This is a genomic window from Qingshengfaniella alkalisoli (genome assembly GCF_007855645.1).
Taxonomy (GTDB): Bacteria; Pseudomonadota; Alphaproteobacteria; order Rhodobacterales; family Rhodobacteraceae; genus Qingshengfaniella; species Qingshengfaniella alkalisoli.
Genome location: NZ_CP042265.1, coordinates 445166 through 459732 on the forward strand (window position 1 = coordinate 445166; position 14567 = coordinate 459732).

The 14567-nt window shown below is 57.3% G+C and carries 18 protein-coding genes; 8 read left to right on the top strand and 10 right to left on the bottom strand.

Going from position 1 to position 14567, the window contains the following annotated elements; all coding sequences use genetic code 11:
* The first annotated feature begins 220 nt into the window (after positions 1-220).
* Complete coding sequence (locus tag FPZ52_RS18465) at positions 221-715, top strand: MarR family winged helix-turn-helix transcriptional regulator (protein ID WP_146367060.1); 495 nt, start codon at positions 221-223, stop codon at positions 713-715.
* A 45-nt stretch (positions 716-760) separates the two neighbouring features.
* On the opposite strand, the gene FPZ52_RS18470 is transcribed toward FPZ52_RS18465, so the two are convergent.
* Complete coding sequence (locus FPZ52_RS18470) at positions 761-1102, bottom strand: hypothetical protein (RefSeq protein WP_240804525.1); 342 nt, start codon at positions 1100-1102, stop codon at positions 761-763.
* 169 nt (positions 1103-1271) lie between these two features.
* Positions 1272-2273, bottom strand: coding sequence for an AraD1 family protein (gene araD1 / locus FPZ52_RS18475; protein ID WP_146367061.1), 1002 nt, complete (start codon positions 2271-2273; stop codon positions 1272-1274).
* Positions 2274-2467: 194 nt separating this feature from the next.
* Between araD1 and FPZ52_RS18480 the strand changes: the two genes are divergently transcribed.
* A complete protein-coding gene (locus FPZ52_RS18480; protein ID WP_146367062.1) occupies positions 2468-3442 on the top strand; it encodes a LysR family transcriptional regulator in 975 nt (324 codons plus the stop codon).
* On the opposite strand, the gene FPZ52_RS18485 is transcribed toward FPZ52_RS18480, so the two are convergent.
* The gene (locus FPZ52_RS18485) at positions 3439-4497 is read right to left on the bottom strand and encodes an ornithine cyclodeaminase (RefSeq protein WP_146367063.1); all 1059 of its coding nucleotides are present in this window, start codon (positions 4495-4497) and stop codon (positions 3439-3441) included. The two genes, FPZ52_RS18480 and FPZ52_RS18485, sit on opposite strands and share 4 nt — an antisense overlap.
* Entirely contained in the window at positions 4497-5423 is a 927-nt protein-coding gene (gene rocF, locus FPZ52_RS18490) for an arginase (protein WP_146367064.1), read from the bottom strand. The genes FPZ52_RS18485 and rocF overlap by 1 nt, the downstream gene beginning before the upstream one ends.
* A gap of 118 nt (positions 5424-5541) precedes the next feature.
* Between rocF and FPZ52_RS18495 the strand changes: the two genes are divergently transcribed.
* Positions 5542-5964 (top strand): Lrp/AsnC family transcriptional regulator, encoded by a 423-nt coding sequence (locus tag FPZ52_RS18495; protein WP_146367065.1) that lies wholly within the window; start codon positions 5542-5544, stop codon positions 5962-5964.
* On the opposite strand, the gene FPZ52_RS18500 is transcribed toward FPZ52_RS18495, so the two are convergent.
* The 4 genes from FPZ52_RS18500 to FPZ52_RS18515 form a co-directional block, all read right to left on the bottom strand.
* Positions 5961-6701 carry an amino acid ABC transporter ATP-binding protein gene (locus FPZ52_RS18500; protein ID WP_146367066.1) on the bottom strand — a complete coding sequence of 247 codons (741 nt, stop codon included), beginning with the start codon at positions 6699-6701 and terminating at the stop codon, positions 5961-5963. The two genes, FPZ52_RS18495 and FPZ52_RS18500, sit on opposite strands and share 4 nt — an antisense overlap.
* Positions 6698-7372: an amino acid ABC transporter permease gene (locus tag FPZ52_RS18505; protein ID WP_146367067.1), complete on the bottom strand. Its 675-nt coding sequence runs from the start codon at positions 7370-7372 to the stop codon at positions 6698-6700. Before FPZ52_RS18505 ends, FPZ52_RS18500 begins: the two co-directional genes overlap by 4 nt.
* Before the next feature lie 3 nt (positions 7373-7375).
* Positions 7376-8125, bottom strand: coding sequence for an amino acid ABC transporter substrate-binding protein (locus tag FPZ52_RS18510; RefSeq protein WP_146367068.1), 750 nt, complete (start codon positions 8123-8125; stop codon positions 7376-7378).
* Positions 8126-8301: 176 nt separating this feature from the next.
* Entirely contained in the window at positions 8302-8673 is a 372-nt protein-coding gene (locus tag FPZ52_RS18515; RefSeq protein WP_146367069.1) for a cupin domain-containing protein, read from the bottom strand.
* Positions 8674-8783: 110 nt separating this feature from the next.
* On the opposite strand from FPZ52_RS18515, the gene msrB reads away from it, so the two are divergent.
* Together msrB and msrA are read left to right on the top strand one after the other, a co-directional pair.
* Complete coding sequence (msrB, locus tag FPZ52_RS18520) at positions 8784-9227, top strand: peptide-methionine (R)-S-oxide reductase MsrB (protein ID WP_146367070.1); 444 nt, start codon at positions 8784-8786, stop codon at positions 9225-9227.
* Between the two features lie 18 nt (positions 9228-9245).
* A complete protein-coding gene (gene msrA / locus FPZ52_RS18525) occupies positions 9246-9761 on the top strand; it encodes a peptide-methionine (S)-S-oxide reductase MsrA (RefSeq protein WP_146367071.1) in 516 nt (171 codons plus the stop codon).
* A gap of 35 nt (positions 9762-9796) precedes the next feature.
* Here msrA and guaD read toward each other — a convergent pair whose 3' ends face one another.
* Positions 9797-11140 carry a guanine deaminase gene (gene guaD, locus FPZ52_RS18530; protein WP_146367072.1) on the bottom strand — a complete coding sequence of 448 codons (1344 nt, stop codon included), beginning with the start codon at positions 11138-11140 and terminating at the stop codon, positions 9797-9799.
* 100 nt (positions 11141-11240) lie between these two features.
* Here guaD and FPZ52_RS18535 point away from each other — a divergent pair, with 100 nt between their 5' ends.
* Positions 11241-12146: a LysR family transcriptional regulator gene (locus FPZ52_RS18535; protein ID WP_146367073.1), complete on the top strand. Its 906-nt coding sequence runs from the start codon at positions 11241-11243 to the stop codon at positions 12144-12146.
* Here the strand turns inward: FPZ52_RS18535 and FPZ52_RS18540 are convergent.
* Positions 12143-13111 (bottom strand): DUF808 domain-containing protein, encoded by a 969-nt coding sequence (locus tag FPZ52_RS18540; RefSeq protein WP_146367074.1) that lies wholly within the window; start codon positions 13109-13111, stop codon positions 12143-12145. The two genes, FPZ52_RS18535 and FPZ52_RS18540, sit on opposite strands and share 4 nt — an antisense overlap.
* Before the next feature lie 253 nt (positions 13112-13364).
* Between FPZ52_RS18540 and FPZ52_RS18545 the strand changes: the two genes are divergently transcribed.
* Both FPZ52_RS18545 and FPZ52_RS18550 read left to right on the top strand, forming a co-directional pair.
* Positions 13365-13907 carry a peptidase associated/transthyretin-like domain-containing protein gene (locus FPZ52_RS18545; protein ID WP_338052830.1) on the top strand — a complete coding sequence of 181 codons (543 nt, stop codon included), beginning with the start codon at positions 13365-13367 and terminating at the stop codon, positions 13905-13907.
* 79 nt (positions 13908-13986) lie between these two features.
* On the top strand, positions 13987-14553 hold the full coding sequence (locus tag FPZ52_RS18550; RefSeq protein ID WP_146367075.1) for a ferric reductase-like transmembrane domain-containing protein: 567 nt from the start codon (positions 13987-13989) through the stop codon (positions 14551-14553).
* Positions 14554-14567: the final 14 nt, after the last annotated feature.

Consider the following 14567-nt stretch of genomic DNA (forward strand, 5'->3'; position numbering starts at 1 on the left):
TAATATAGTTAGCCATACGAAATTTCAAATAGCTAAGCATATTTTCTTCTGAATCTGTGGAATTGAGGAAGTTTATCCTTATTTACAAAGCCACAATCTCCATATATCGCCAGATTATTGCGTTCTCATGACAGTTATTCTTTTAGATTGCCTAACCAAATCCACAAACCATCCATCGAATCGCGGCAAAGCTGTCCGCGAACTGCTTAGGAAAACGAAGTTGAAGAGATCCGATGTCAGCCTAGTCGCCCTACGCCGCATTCTGCGGGCGACCGAACTTTACGGGCGCGACCTTGCGAAAGCCGCAGGGCTGACAGCCGTGCAGGTAAGGGTCTTGCAGGTAGTGCTGGAAAAAGGGTTCACGACACCCAAGGAAATTTCGACACGAATGGGTGTATCGCAAGCGACAATAAGCGCCCTTCTGGACCGCCTTGTTCTGAAAGGCCTGATCGAGCGGCGCAAGTCCGAGACGGATCGTCGCCAAACCCTGATCACCATGACAGACCTAGGCAATGCAACATTAGGTCGCGCACCGGACCCATTGCACGATCGCTACGTCGCAAAGTTCGATGCGTTGGACGACTGGGAACAGGCCATGATCGTTGCCGCGCTGGAACGCGTAGCGGGATTGCTCAATGCCGAAGACCTGGATGCATCGCCGGTCCTGGATATCGGGGAACTCCAGGACGTCGCACAAAAGCGCACTCGAATTTGACAAGCGGCGCCCGCCGTATCATCGCAGCGGGCGTGCAATTCGGTTTCAGCTTGTGATCGTGCAAACGCCGTTCGCACCACCTGCGCCGGTATAGGAAACCGACATCGTTCTGTCCGGATTGATTGACAGTGACACGGTGGTGGTCCCGCCGGACGCCTCGTAGTAGCTATCACTGAACTTCTGAAGCGCCGCTTCGTTGCCGTTGATATACACCGGCCCGCCTTCATCGGCATGCACTTCAATGCCCATGGGACATGTTGCGCTGACCATCGGCAATCCACCAGTCGCGGCCCTCTTGGTCGTCGCGGAGGTCGTTTCCTCAACCACGCAAGCAGGAAGCAATGCCAATGCACCGCATGACAGAGCAAGTTTTAGACAGGTTTTCATCGCTGGCACTCCCATTGCCCCACAAAACATCGCGCCGCTTTTTGCGGCAACAGACTCAACTCTACAAGACAACGGGTGACTGTCCACCAACCGACAACATCAATCTGCAGAAGTGCATTCCTGCCGGAGCGGCGAACGCGGCCAGATAAACAGGCCGCATTCCTTGATGTTACAGCATCTTGACGCGCACTGGCGTTTTGGCATCCGAGACAGGCGTCTGGCTCAGCGGGTTTCTCAGCGTCAGACCAAACTCTGGTGCTTCGATCTCGAACACATCGCCGTCTTGGGTCTGAACCCCGTCCGCGAAGGATAGAGTGGCGGTCCCGAACATATGCACGTGAACGTCGCCCGGTTGACGGAATACATCATACTTGAAGTGGTGATGCTCTAGGTTGCCGATGGTGTGGGACATGTTTTCTTCTCCCGACAGGAACGGCTTTTCGAAAAGCACATCTTCACCGCGACGGATTCGGGAAGTCCCCTGAATGTCGCGCGGCAGATCTCCGATAAGGATTTCCGGGCCAAAGGACGCCGGACGCAGCTTGGAATGGGCAAGGAAAAGGTAGTTCTGCTTCTCGGTCACGTGATCGGAGAACTCATTTGACAACGCAAATCCCACCCGAAACGGCGTACCATCCGCCGCAATGACATAAATGCCAGCAACTTCCGGTTCCTCGCCACCGTCCTCCGCAAAGCTTGGCGACACGAGCGGAGCCCCGGGCGCGACAACAGCGGTCCCGTTCCCCTTGTAGAACCATTCGGGTTGAACGCCGACCGCGCCGTTCGCAGGCTTGCCACCTTCGAGCCCCATCTGGAACATCTTCATGGAGTCGGTCAGCTTGTCTGCCTCCGCACCCGACTTCGAATGCATCGAGTTGCGCGTAGAGGCCGACCCCAGATGCGTCAGGCCTGTTCCCGTCAGATGCAGATGCGCGGGATCCGGATGCAAGATGGGCGGCAGCAACGTGCCCTCGTCGGCCAATTTTTGCAGGTCAACTGCCGGCCCCATACCCAGCCGCGCAATGTAATCGGCCAGGCTTTCGCCGTTCTCGGCACACTGCATGGCAAGCGCATAGACGCTTTCGGCACCCTTGACCTCATAGGCCTCGGTCCCATCCCGAACCACGACTGCTATCGAGCCATCCGTTTTCTTGTACTGTGAGAGCAACATGAGCCTCTAGCCCTTCTTCTTGTTGTAAACGTCGAAAATCACGGCCGCGAGCAGCACCAGACCCTTGATGACCTGTTGCCAATCAATACCGATCCCTAACAGGCGTGTGCTCCTGTTAGGCACATCATATATCCGCGTCAAATTTGCTTTTTATCTCAAAATATATCATATTTGATATATCATTAAGGCAAACCATGTCAGAATCACACATACCAGAGCGCTTTCAAAGCGATCACCTGATCCGCAGGGGGCTGAAGCTCAACCATCTGCAACTGATCGCATCACTTCATCAAACCGGACAGATCAGCGGCAGCGCGGCGGCTTTGGCGATTTCTCAGCCTGCCGCATCTCGGCTCCTGAAAGAACTGGAAAAAATCGCGAACGCAAAGCTACACACCCGCCACGCCCGTGGTATTGCGCTTACCGAACTGGGAACCGACCTTGCCGCGCGGGCGCAGGCCATTCTGCAGGATCTGGATGCGGCAGGACGCGAAATTACCGAACGACAACGCGGGCAACGCGGGCGCGTCGTCGTGGGTGCCGTGACGGGCGCCGCGCTGGAATACGTCCTTCCAACGCTTCGCCAGTTGCGCGTTACACAACCCGGCATCGAGATCACGGTGTTGGTGGACACATCTGACCGGCTCGCCGACGCCCTGCTTGCCGAGCAGGTGGATTTTTATATCGGTCGCGTTCCCCAAGATTTGGATCATAGCGAATTCGTCGCAGACCATGTGCGGGAAGAACCGATCAGCCTGATCGTGCGCGAGGATCATCCCTTGACACGGGTCGAGGCTCCAACGCTTCGACAATGTGTGGCATATGACTGGGTTCAACAGGCGCCGGGCGGATTGCTGCGCCATGTGGTCGAAACACGGCTGTTGGAGTTGGGCCTGCCGCTGCCCGAACGCGTGACCTCGACCTCGTCCATGCTGATGACACTGGCGATCATATCGCAATCCAACGCGATTGCACCCGTCGCCAGTGCCGTGGCGAATTTCTTCGGCGGAGAGAAGGGGCTGGACGGACGCGTCGCCAGCCTGAACATCGACCGCAAACTATTCGTGAACCCCTATTCGCTTTTGCGCCGGTCCTCACGTCGCCAAACACCCGCAACAATGCTGGTCTATCAGGCGGTCAAAGACCGGATCGAAGCGGCACCGGGCTAGCCCTTCGCGCGCTCCAGCATTCCGAACAGATCGCGCGGGTCGTCGGGATCGGCAAGCATGTCGAGCATCTGGTAGTTGTCGGTCTGCTTAAGCTTGGCGTGGATGTAACGAAGGGCGCTGAAATCTTCGATCGCGAAACCGACGCTGTCGAACAGGGTAATCTGGCGCGCGTCTTGACGGCCCTGTTTTTCACCGAGCATAACCTGCCAGAGTTCGGTCACGGGATAATCTTCTTCTAGCTGCTGGATCTCCCCCTCGATCCGCGTCTGCGGTGGGTATTCCACAAATATGTCGGAGCGTAACAGAATATCGCGGTGCAATTCAGTCTTCCCCGGACAGTCGCCACCAATCGCGTTGATGTGGATTCCCGCGCCGATCATGTTGTCAGTCAAGATCGTGGCATACTGCTTGTCCGCTGTGCATGTGGTGACGATTTGTGCGCCTTCGACAGCTTCTTCTGCGGAAGAGCATGATAAGACTGTCAGCCCCGTACCCTGGAGGTTCTTTGCCGCTTTCGCCGTGGCCATCGCGTCAATATCATAAAGCCGCACGGTATCGATCCCACAAATCGCCTTGAACGCCAGCGCCTGGAATTCACACTGCGCACCGTTGCCAATCATGGCCATCACCTTTGAACCTTCCGGCGCAAGATACTTTCCGACCAGCGCCGAAGTCGCCGCGGTACGCAGCGCCGTCAGGACGGTCATTTCGCAAAGCAGGATCGGATAGCCATTGGCGACACTCGACAGCACGCCAAAGGCGGTCACTGTCTGGAACCCCTCTCTCATATTCTTGGGATGACCGTTGACGTATTTGAAGCCATAGTTGTCGCGATCTGCCGTCGGCATCAGCTCGATCACACCGTCCCTGGAATGGCTGGCGACACGCGGTGTCTTGTCGAATTCCGGCCAGCGCCTGAAATCGGCCTCGATGAATTCGGCAAGTTCGATCATGACCTGCTCGGGCCCGGTCTCGTTGACCAAGCGCATCATGTTTTCTACGCTGACAAAAGGCACCATCGCCAGTTCAGACGGTGCGGGAGGAACGTAGGTCATCAGTAGCTTCCTGTCATTCGGTCAAGAACGCGACGGCCGAACAGGCTCGCCGCAAGGTCTGTCATCAGCCGCGCGGTGCGTCCGCGCTCATCGAGAAACGGATTGAGTTCAACAAGGTCGAGCGATGTCACCAGACCGCTGTCGTGCAACAGTTCCATGATCAGATGTGCTTCGCGGAAGGTCGCGCCACCGGGAACGGTCGTCCCAACGGCGGGGGCAATGCTCGGATCGAGAAAATCCACGTCGAAGCTGACATGCAGATCGCCATTTGCCGCGCGAACCCGGTCCAGAAAGGCCACCAACGGGGCCTTAACACCATTCTCGTCAATCGCGCGCATGTCATGCACATCAATCCCGAGCTCCGCGATCCGGTCGCGCTCCGCGTCATCCACGGACCTTAGACCCATCATGCAGATATTCCTGGGATCGAGCGGAGCCTCGAGTCCCGGAAACGCCTCGAACCCCGGCTGCCCGGTCAGATAGGCGACGGGCGTGCCATGCAAATTGCCGCTGTCAGTGCTTTCGAGGGTATGCAGATCGGGGTGCGCGTCCAGCCACAGCAGGAAGAGCGGCCTTTCGTGATCCTTCGAGCGCTTGGCAACCCCCGCCACCGTGCCAGCGGACAAGCTGTGATCACCCCCCATGAACACTGGCACGTCGCAGGCGTTGGCCGCGTCATAGGCGGCCTTGGTCAGGGCGGTGATCCAACCCACCGTCTCAGCCAGATGGTGTATCGCCGCGTTCGGGTGCGGCGAGACGTCTTCCAGTGCCATCGACACGTCGCCGCGATCTTCGACCGACCAACCCAACGAGGTCAGCGTCGCGCCCAGACCTGCAGTCCGGAACGCGGCGGGGCCCATAATGCAACCGGGCTGACTGGCTCCGGTTTGAACCGGCGCACCCACAAGGCAGCAGCTTTTGCTCATAAGAAACTCCATTCGTCGGGACGAATGTCGCCTCTTGCACAAGCTTTCGAATAGTCGATAAATTGCCCGTAATGACGCCATCTTTATTCGAAACGGCGAACCAAGTGATCAAATTGACGTGCCCATACTAACATCTTCCGACCGTCGCGTGATTGCAGCGCTAAGAACCAACGCCCGCGCGTCTGTTACGGAACTCGCGCATATGCTCGGGCTGTCGCGCACCACTGTAAAATCGCGGATCGACAAGTTGGTCGAGGATGGCATAATCCGTCAGTTCACCATCATTACCGATACGGATAACGACCCCAGCGTGCGCGCGATCATGGCGGTTGAGCTACAGGGCAGCATGTCGCGATCCGTCATCCGCGCTATCAAGGCATTGCCCGAAGTCACAGCGGTCCATTCCACCAATGGCGCATGGGATCTGATCGTGGAAATCCGGACAGAGACCTTGCGCGATTTCGACCATGTGCTGCGCGAAGTTCGCAGTATCTCGGGTGTCCGCAACAGCGAAACCAGCCTGCTTCTGGATACGCTCTAGGCGTTGGCCGTCACGCGGCGCAGGAAGGACTTCAACCGATCATCCTTTGGTGCGTCGAAGATTTGCTGTGGCGTGCCCTGCTCCACGATCCGGCCACCATCTATGAACAGGATGCGGTCGGCGATTTCTCGGGCAAACTGCATCTCATGGGTGACGATAAGCATGGTCTGCTTCTGCTCGGCAACGCGACGCATCAGGTCCAGCACCTCGCCCACCCATTCGGGATCGAGCGCGGATGTCGGTTCATCAAACAGCATCAGCTCCGCGTTGAGCGCCATGGCGCGCCCAATGCCGACCCGTTGCTGCTGGCCCCCGGATAATGCGGCAGGGAAGGACGCGCCCTTATCGCCCAAACCGATTTCCTGCAAGACATCCTCAGCTTTGGCGACCGCTTCTGCCTTGGGCGTGCGCTGCACCGTCACAAGCGCTTCTGTGATGTTTTCGAGCGCCGTTTTATTGGCGAAGAGTGCATAGTTCTGGAACACGAACGCCGTGCGCCGCCGGATCGCCAGAATATCCTTGCGTGTTGCCTGGGCGGCGTCTACTTCCAGCCCTTCTAAGGAAATCATGCCGGCGTCAGGTCGGTCCAGAAAATTCAGGCAGCGCAGCAAGGTCGATTTTCCGGTGCCGGATGGGCCGATGATGACGATCCGTTCACCAGTCTGGATGTCCAGATCGATGTTATTGAGCACCGTGTTTTCGCCGAAGCGTTTGGTCAGCCCCTTCACCCGGATCATCGCGCATATGCCTTGTTCAGTGACACTTCCATGCGCCGCTGTACGAAGGACAAAGCCTCCACGATCACCCAGTAGAAGATCGCGACAACAAGAAATGCCTCGAAATAGAGGAAACTGCCAGCCGCTTCCTTCTGCGCTGCCCCCATCATTTCGGTGACGCCCAGCGTAAAGGCCAGCGATGTGCTTTTGATCATGTCGATGAAGTAATTCAGCAACGTCGGCGCTGCGATGCGCGCGGCTTGCGGCAGGATGATCCGCCGCATCATCTGGGCTTGCGTCATGCCCACCGATTGCGACGCCTCCCACTGGCTGCGGTCCACGCCGAGGATCGCCCCACGAATGCTTTCCGCCATATAGGCCGAGAAGTGCAACGTCAGCCCCATAATCGCCGCCGTCACCCCGTTGATGCTGGCCAGCGGCTCGATCAATGTCGGCAAGCCGAAGTAGAACAGGAACAACTGCACCAAAAGCGGCGTCCCACGGAAAAAGCTGATGAATACGGCGGTTATACTGTCCAGACCCGGAATTTTAAGGACCCGGATCACGGCCAGCAGGGAGGCCAGAACCAGCGCAATCGCCATGGCCACCAACGCCATTCCGAGCGTCAACGGCACATAGCGCAGGATGACGGGCACCAGCCCCAGCATGTATTCGAGGTCGAGTGCCCGCATCTATCAGTTCGCCGTAATGTCCGCGCCGAACCACTTTTGAGATATCTCGGTCAGCGTACCGTCTTCTTTCAACTGCGTGATCGCAGCGTCAATCTTGTCGCGCAGGACTTGGCCCGCCTCATCATCGCGGAAGGGAAGGGCGTTTTGGATTTCCGAGAAGGGCTTGCCAGCGAGCGCGAGCGGCAGGGGCGACTCCTGAATGACCTGTGCTGACGACACGCGGTCCATCACGAAGGCATCCACGCGACCGAGCGCTGTATCCTGTTCGATGTTCGACTCATAGGTCTTGATGTCGATCTCATCCGCGTTGGGCAGTTCGCGCAGCAGTTGTTCGAAATTCGAGCCCAGGTTAACCGCAACCGTCTTGCCCGACAGGTCGTCGGTCGAGGTGATACTGCCCTCGTTGCCCTTCTTCACCACAACCTGTGCACCGTCGATCACATAGGGTTGGGAAAAGGCGAACTTGGCCTCACGTTCAGGCGTGATCGTGATCTGGTTCGCCACGGTGTCGATGCGCCCCGACTCCAGCGCCCCGATCAACCCTGAAAAGGACATGGTGACATATTCGACGTCATCGCCTGTAATCTCGGTCACGGCATTGATGAAATCCACCTCGAAGCCCTGCAGCACATCCTGCTGAACAAAGGTAAAGGGGAAGTAACCACCAGACATGCCAACGCGCAGCGTATCGGCAGTCAGCGGTGAAGCAACCAGCCCAAGGGCCAGCGCGGTAGAAGCGAAAAGTTTGGGCATGTTAGCCTCCGTATCTTTCGAGTCAGGCGCCTTACCTGCTTACTAAACGCGAAATCCGCAACAGTTCCAACAAAATAGGGCCAACCGTCCCGTTCCGTCCCGCGCCATAGAACAGCCATTCCGCGCTTTTCGCGGATGCAGGCTGCTGTTTGCAACAATCGGCTATCGGCGGAACGTCAGCCCTCCAGCTCCGGATCGGGTAGGTCGGTCTGCCGCCGTTCATCGCTAAGGTGGATATCGGTCGTTTCCAGGCGTCCTGGGCCGAGATTGACAAATTTATGCGGGACACTCGCCGGACCAAGCAGAACATCCCCTGCTTCTGCCTCGATTTTCTGATCACCAATCGTGAACAGAGCTCGCCCTTCGCGGACAATAAAAACTTCATCATAGTCATGGACATGCCAGCGCGGACCAACACCGACCACGCCTGTCGCGTAGAACAGGATGGTCACATCCGCGCCCAATGTCGTGCCGTTGACAGTCCCTTTCCAGGACAAGTCACTGGTTGACCATTCCGATCGGGGTATCCGCTTAGGGGTCTTGGTCATCTGATTGATCCTCACAACCGGTTGATCTCGCTGTTGGCGGCGTCGATGGACATTCCACGCTGCAAGCCCCATCTAATGCACAGAATGGATCTTCCGCGGAAGGAGACGCAATGGCCGAATATCGCAAGAACCCCGATTCTCTGAGCACCCTGTCGCCAGAGCAATACCGCGTGACCCAGCAAGATGGAACCGAACGACCCTTTGCCAACGAGTATTGGGACAACAAGGAGCCCGGTATCTATGTTGACGTGGTCTCTGGTGAGCCGCTTTTCGCATCGGTGGACAAGTTCGACAGCGGGTCCGGCTGGCCCAGCTTCACCAAACCACTGGTGACCGACAATATCGTGGAAAACCGCGACATGTCGCATGGCATGATCCGAACGGAGGTTCGTTCCGCGGGCGGTAACAGTCATCTGGGCCATCTCTTTCCGGACGGGCCTGTGGACGCGGGCGGAATGCGCTACTGCATCAACTCGGCTTCGTTGCGGTTTATCCATCGCGATGAACTGGAACAGGCAGGGTACGGCGCGTATTCAACCCTATTCGACGATTGATCACGGAAGGAGCAAGACATGACAGAACGTGCAATTCTTGCAGGTGGATGTTTCTGGGGCATGCAGGATCTGATCCGTCGCTATGACGGCGTGATATCCACGCGCGTAGGCTATACCGGCGGCACAACCCGCAACGCATCTTATGAACAGGTCAAGAGAGGCGACACGGGCCATGCGGAAGCGATCGAGATCATTTTCGACCCCGCACAGATCAGCTATCGTAGCCTGCTGGAATTCTTTTTTCAGATCCACGATCCGACGACGGTTGACCGCCAAGGTAATGACATCGGCTCGAGCTATCGCTCAGCGATCTTCTATACGACGGACGCACAAAAGGATGTCGCCCTGAACACGATCAAGGATGTGGATGCGTCAGGGCTGTGGCCGGGGAAAGTCGTGACCGAAATCGTTCCGGCGGGCGATTTCTGGGAAGCCGAGACCTTCCATCAAGATTATCTCGAACGTATTCCCAACGGCTATACCTGCCACTTTGTGCGGCCCGATTGGAAACTTCCCAAACGCACCGCCGCATAACGTATCAACCCCCGGTCCTGCCGGGGGTTTTCATATCAGGCGGGTTCTGCAACCCGCGGTGCCAGTCCAGTCGTGACAAGCGCGGCACCCAGTTGCGGTGTCCCTGAGACATAGGTTTCCACGATACTCCGGTCATCACCCAGCGTTTGCAGCAGGAACAGTTCTTCGCGCAAGGTCGTGACGCGTTCCGCACGCAGCGCCATCGCACTACTTGAACGGCAATTCAGGACCACGATATCGGCCTCGGTTCCCGCATCCAGAGTGCCGATCTTGTCATCCAGTTGCAGTGCGCGGGCATTGCCCAGCGTGATCCAGTAGAATGACATCAGCGGATCCAGCGCCTGATTGCTCAGCTGAAGAACCTTGTAGCCCTCATCGAGGGTCCGCAGCATCGAGTAATTCGTCCCGCCACCCACATCGGTCGCAATCGCGGTGCGCACACCCGCCCCATCGAACGTCGCCTTGTCGTAAAGACCGCTTCCAAGGAACAGGTTCGAGGTCGGGCAGAACACAGCAACCGATCCGGTCTCAGCCATCGCGGCGCGTTCACGTTCGTTCAAGTAGATCGAATGACCGAACAAGCTGCGAGGGCCAAGCAACCCATAACGTTCATAGACGTTGAGATAATCACTCGCCTCGGGGTACAGCGACAAGGTGAAATCGATCTCGTCACGATTCTCCGACAGGTGCGTCTGAATGTAGCAGTCGGGATACGCTTCAATCAGGGCCTGCGACATTTCCAGCTGTTCCGGCGTGGACGTGATCGCAAAGCGTGGGCTGATGGCGTATAAGGCCCGCCCTTGCCCATGCCATTTTTCGATCAGCGACAACGACTGGTCGTAGCCTGTCTGCGGGGTATCGAGCAGACCGTCCGGCGCATTGCGGTCCATCATGACCTTGCCACCGATCATGCGCATGTTGCGCTTCTCAGCTTCGTCAAAATAGGCGTCAACGGATTCCGGATGCACCGAGCAGAACGCGACCGCGGTCGTAGTCCCGTGCTTGACCAACTCATCGTAGAACAGGCTGGCGATGCGCTTGGCATGGCTGGCGTCGGAGAACTCCGCCTCCATCGGAAAGGTATAGGTGTTCAGCCAGTCCAGTAGCTTCGCGCCCCAACTGGCGATCACCTGAGCTTGCGGGAAATGGATATGGGTGTCGATAAAGCCGGGCAGGATCAGGTTCGGGCGGTGATCCACCACCGCCGTCGACAGCGCCGCCTGCGCGTGGATCTGACCAAAATCACCGCTGGCGACGATCACGCCGTCCCGCATGAGCACACCGCCATCTTCGATATAAAGATAGCTGTCAGTATCATCTGCCCCTTGCGGAACATCACGGAAGCTCAACAATCGGCCGCGCAGAAGTGTCTCGGTCATGGTTTTCTCCCTTTTCAGGAAACTCTCTCGCACGCTGCCGTGCCTTGCAAAACATCGCAGAATGCGTTTCACTATCAACGAAACATTGAAAATATCCGACATGCCTTATCTTGATAGTATACGCGTCTTTGTTCGCGTGGTCGAACTCGGCAGCATCACGGCGGGCGGTCGCGATTTGCGCCTGACGCCAGCCGTAGCCAGCAACCGCATCAAGGAGCTGGAAAGTCGCCTTGGTGTGCGCTTGTTCAACCGGACGACACGCAATCTCAGCCCAACAGAGGCAGGGTCGGTCTATTACGACTTCGCCCGCAAGGTCATCGACGCCTTGGAAGAATCTGAGGCCGTGATCTCGGGGTTCTCCGACAGCCCGCACGGCGTGCTGCGCGTATCGGCTCCCCTTGGCGTGGGGCGAAGGATCATCGCACCGCTGGTGCCGCAGTTCAACGAGAAGTACCCGGACATTGAAATCCGGTTGCGCCTGACCGACCGTCGCGTTGATCTATTGGAGGACTCGCTTGATGTCGTGTTCTTCCTTGGTACGCCAAAGGATTCCAACTTCAAGCTGCGCAAAATCGCGGATTGCCCGCGCGTTTTGTGCGCCGCTCCCGCCTATCTGGACAAGCACGGTATACCCCAGACGCCGGAAGCACTGATATCAGATAATCATAGCTGCCTGCTGCTGCGCTATCCCCGTTCGCCGGAGTACTTCTGGATGCTTCAAACGCCGCATGGCCTGCAAAAATTCGACGTCTCTGGAAAGTATGACGCCGATGACGGAGACGTGCTGACCAATTGGGCGTTGGAGGGTTGGGGCATTGCCAACAAAGTGCAGTTCGACATTCAACCCTATCTGGATAGCGGCTCGCTTGTCCCCGTCCTGACGAATACACCGCCCGAGCCCACGAGCTTCGGCTGCCTTTTCCCGCATCGTAAACTGCAGGATCCGAAGGTCCGGCTGTTCATCGACTTCATGGTGGACAGGTGCCGCAAGGCCGTGGCCGACTAGTGTGACGCAGGCTTTCCAAACAGCCCCATGATCGGTGCAATCACACGGGTTGCGACGGGGATCAGCAGCAGCCCGAGGATCAGCCCGATAATCCCATCGATGAACGCGGTGACAAACCAGGCCACGAAGCCCTGCGCCTGTCCAACCACATGCGCTACGATTTCCGCGATGTGGTGAATGGTTTCGTAAGGCGCCTTGAAGCCCAATTCATACGCGCCATGCAGAATAATCGACCCGCCGACCCAGATCATTGCAGCAGTCCCGACAATGACCAGCAGTTTCATCAGATAGGGCATACCCTTCACGATCCATTCACCAAGTTTACGCGTCGCGGACAAGCGCCCCTTCGCAGCCATCGCAAGCCCGACATCATCGGCCTTCACGATCAGCGCGACGGCACCATAGACACCCACCGTGATCAACAGACCGGCGATGGCTAGAGATAACGCCTCCATCCAGATCGGATAATGCGCAGGCAGCGCGGACAGGATGATCGTCATGATTTCCGCCGACAGGATGAAATCGGTTTTGATTGCGCCTTTGACCTTGGCCTCCTCCAGATGCGCGCCTATCAGCTTTTCCTGATACAGGTCTTCTTCGTGGTCATCGGCCGGGTTCAGCAGATGCCATACTTTCTCGGCCCCCTCGAAACACAGATACGCGCCTCCGATCATCAGCAGTGGTGCAATTGCCCAAGGTGCGAAGGCGGACAGCAACAAGGCGATTGGCAGCAAGATCACCAACTTGTTGAAAACTGATCCGCGCGCGATCCTGAACACAATCGGCAGTTCACGCTTCGCTTCGAAACCATGAACATATTTGGGTGTAACGGCAGTGTCGTCTATCACCGCGCCCGCCGCCTTTGACGACGCCTTCACGGCCTGCCCGACCACATCATCCACGGATGCTGCCGCGACTTTTGCGATTGCTGCAACATCGTCCAGAAGTGCCAGAAGACCGCTCATACCCTGCCCTTATCCGATATCCTTGCTATCTGGGCAAGATAACGGTTTTCGTTGCGCGAACAATGGGATTACCTGCCGGATTGACGTATTGAAGCACCTTTTCCACATAGCCAACGTCAACCAGGCGACGGCGGAAGTATCGTATAGCGAGTTGAGGACACGCATTGCTGCAACAGTTCACTTCGATGGCTTTGCCCTGCCTCACAGGATCGTGACAGAATTATCCCCGCGGAAATTACCGATTGGGCGTAGAATGCGTCCTGAGGACAACTACCCCATGATCGAAAAGCGGAGTAACGACGTGTCCACACCATTCTATAATCGCCGCACGTTTCTTGTTTCGGTCGGGCTCGCCGGATTCGGATTGTTGTACAATCCAACGGGCCTTGTCTCGAAGGCGTGGGGGCAAGGGCTCTCACCGACCCAATCCATGCGCGGCGGAAGCAACAACTACCGGCCCAACGCTCCACTGGTCGAACGGCTGGGACGAGGTTTCGTGGTGCACGGAAATGTCCGACATGCGAGAGACGGCGCGCCGCTTGAAGGTGTCCGTATCCAGATCTGGGCCGCCACAACACTTGGAGGCGAGCGCGAGCCACGGAACCACGGCAGTGTCATGACAGCGCGAGATGGATCATTCCAATTGGAAATGGAGCAGATTGTGCCCAATTTCGGGCAGCCTCACGCGCACCTTGCCTATGATGACGGAACGTACAAGACAGTTTTCCTGAGGCCAGTGATGCGCAGCGCTTCGGACACCTCTGTAGCGGCTGATTTCATTCTTGCGCCCCCCTAAGAGTCCGACGCCGTCCCATAACAACCTCACATCGAGACCTTGGTTCGGGGCTGTCCTTTGGGGCTTGATCTTGGTGCTAATGACAGCGCCCGTAGTGCTGGCCGTATTCAGCCCATATCTGAACTACCGCGGCACCGCATATATCGTGGGTGGCTTCGCGGGTATCCTGTGCCTGTCGCTGATGCTTGTTCAGCCGCTATTGCCGGCCGGATACCTACCCTTGCCAATGCAGATTTCAGAGCGGCGAGTTCACCTGTGGATTGGGCGTGCCATCGTGATCTGCGTGGCGCTGCATATCGGCGGCCTGTTCATCACCAGCCCCGCCGATACGCTGGATGCACTACTGCTTGTCGCACCAACCCCATTCTCGGTTTACGGTATCATTGCGATGTGGGGCATCGTCGCGACAGTATTCCTAGTTCTTCTGCGAACGCGGTTCAGGATGCGTCCCCTGCACTGGAAACGTCTGCACAACATGCTGGCCCTGATCGTTGTCGCGGCAACCGTTCTTCACGCGGTTCAGATCGAGGGCACGATGGAGAGAGTCTCCAAATGGCTCCTCTGCATGGCCGTCCTTGTCGCAACCGTTACCGCGATGGCGGATTTGCGATTCATAAGACAGCGCGCGAACAGGTATCGCCGCTAATCCAGTCGCCCAGC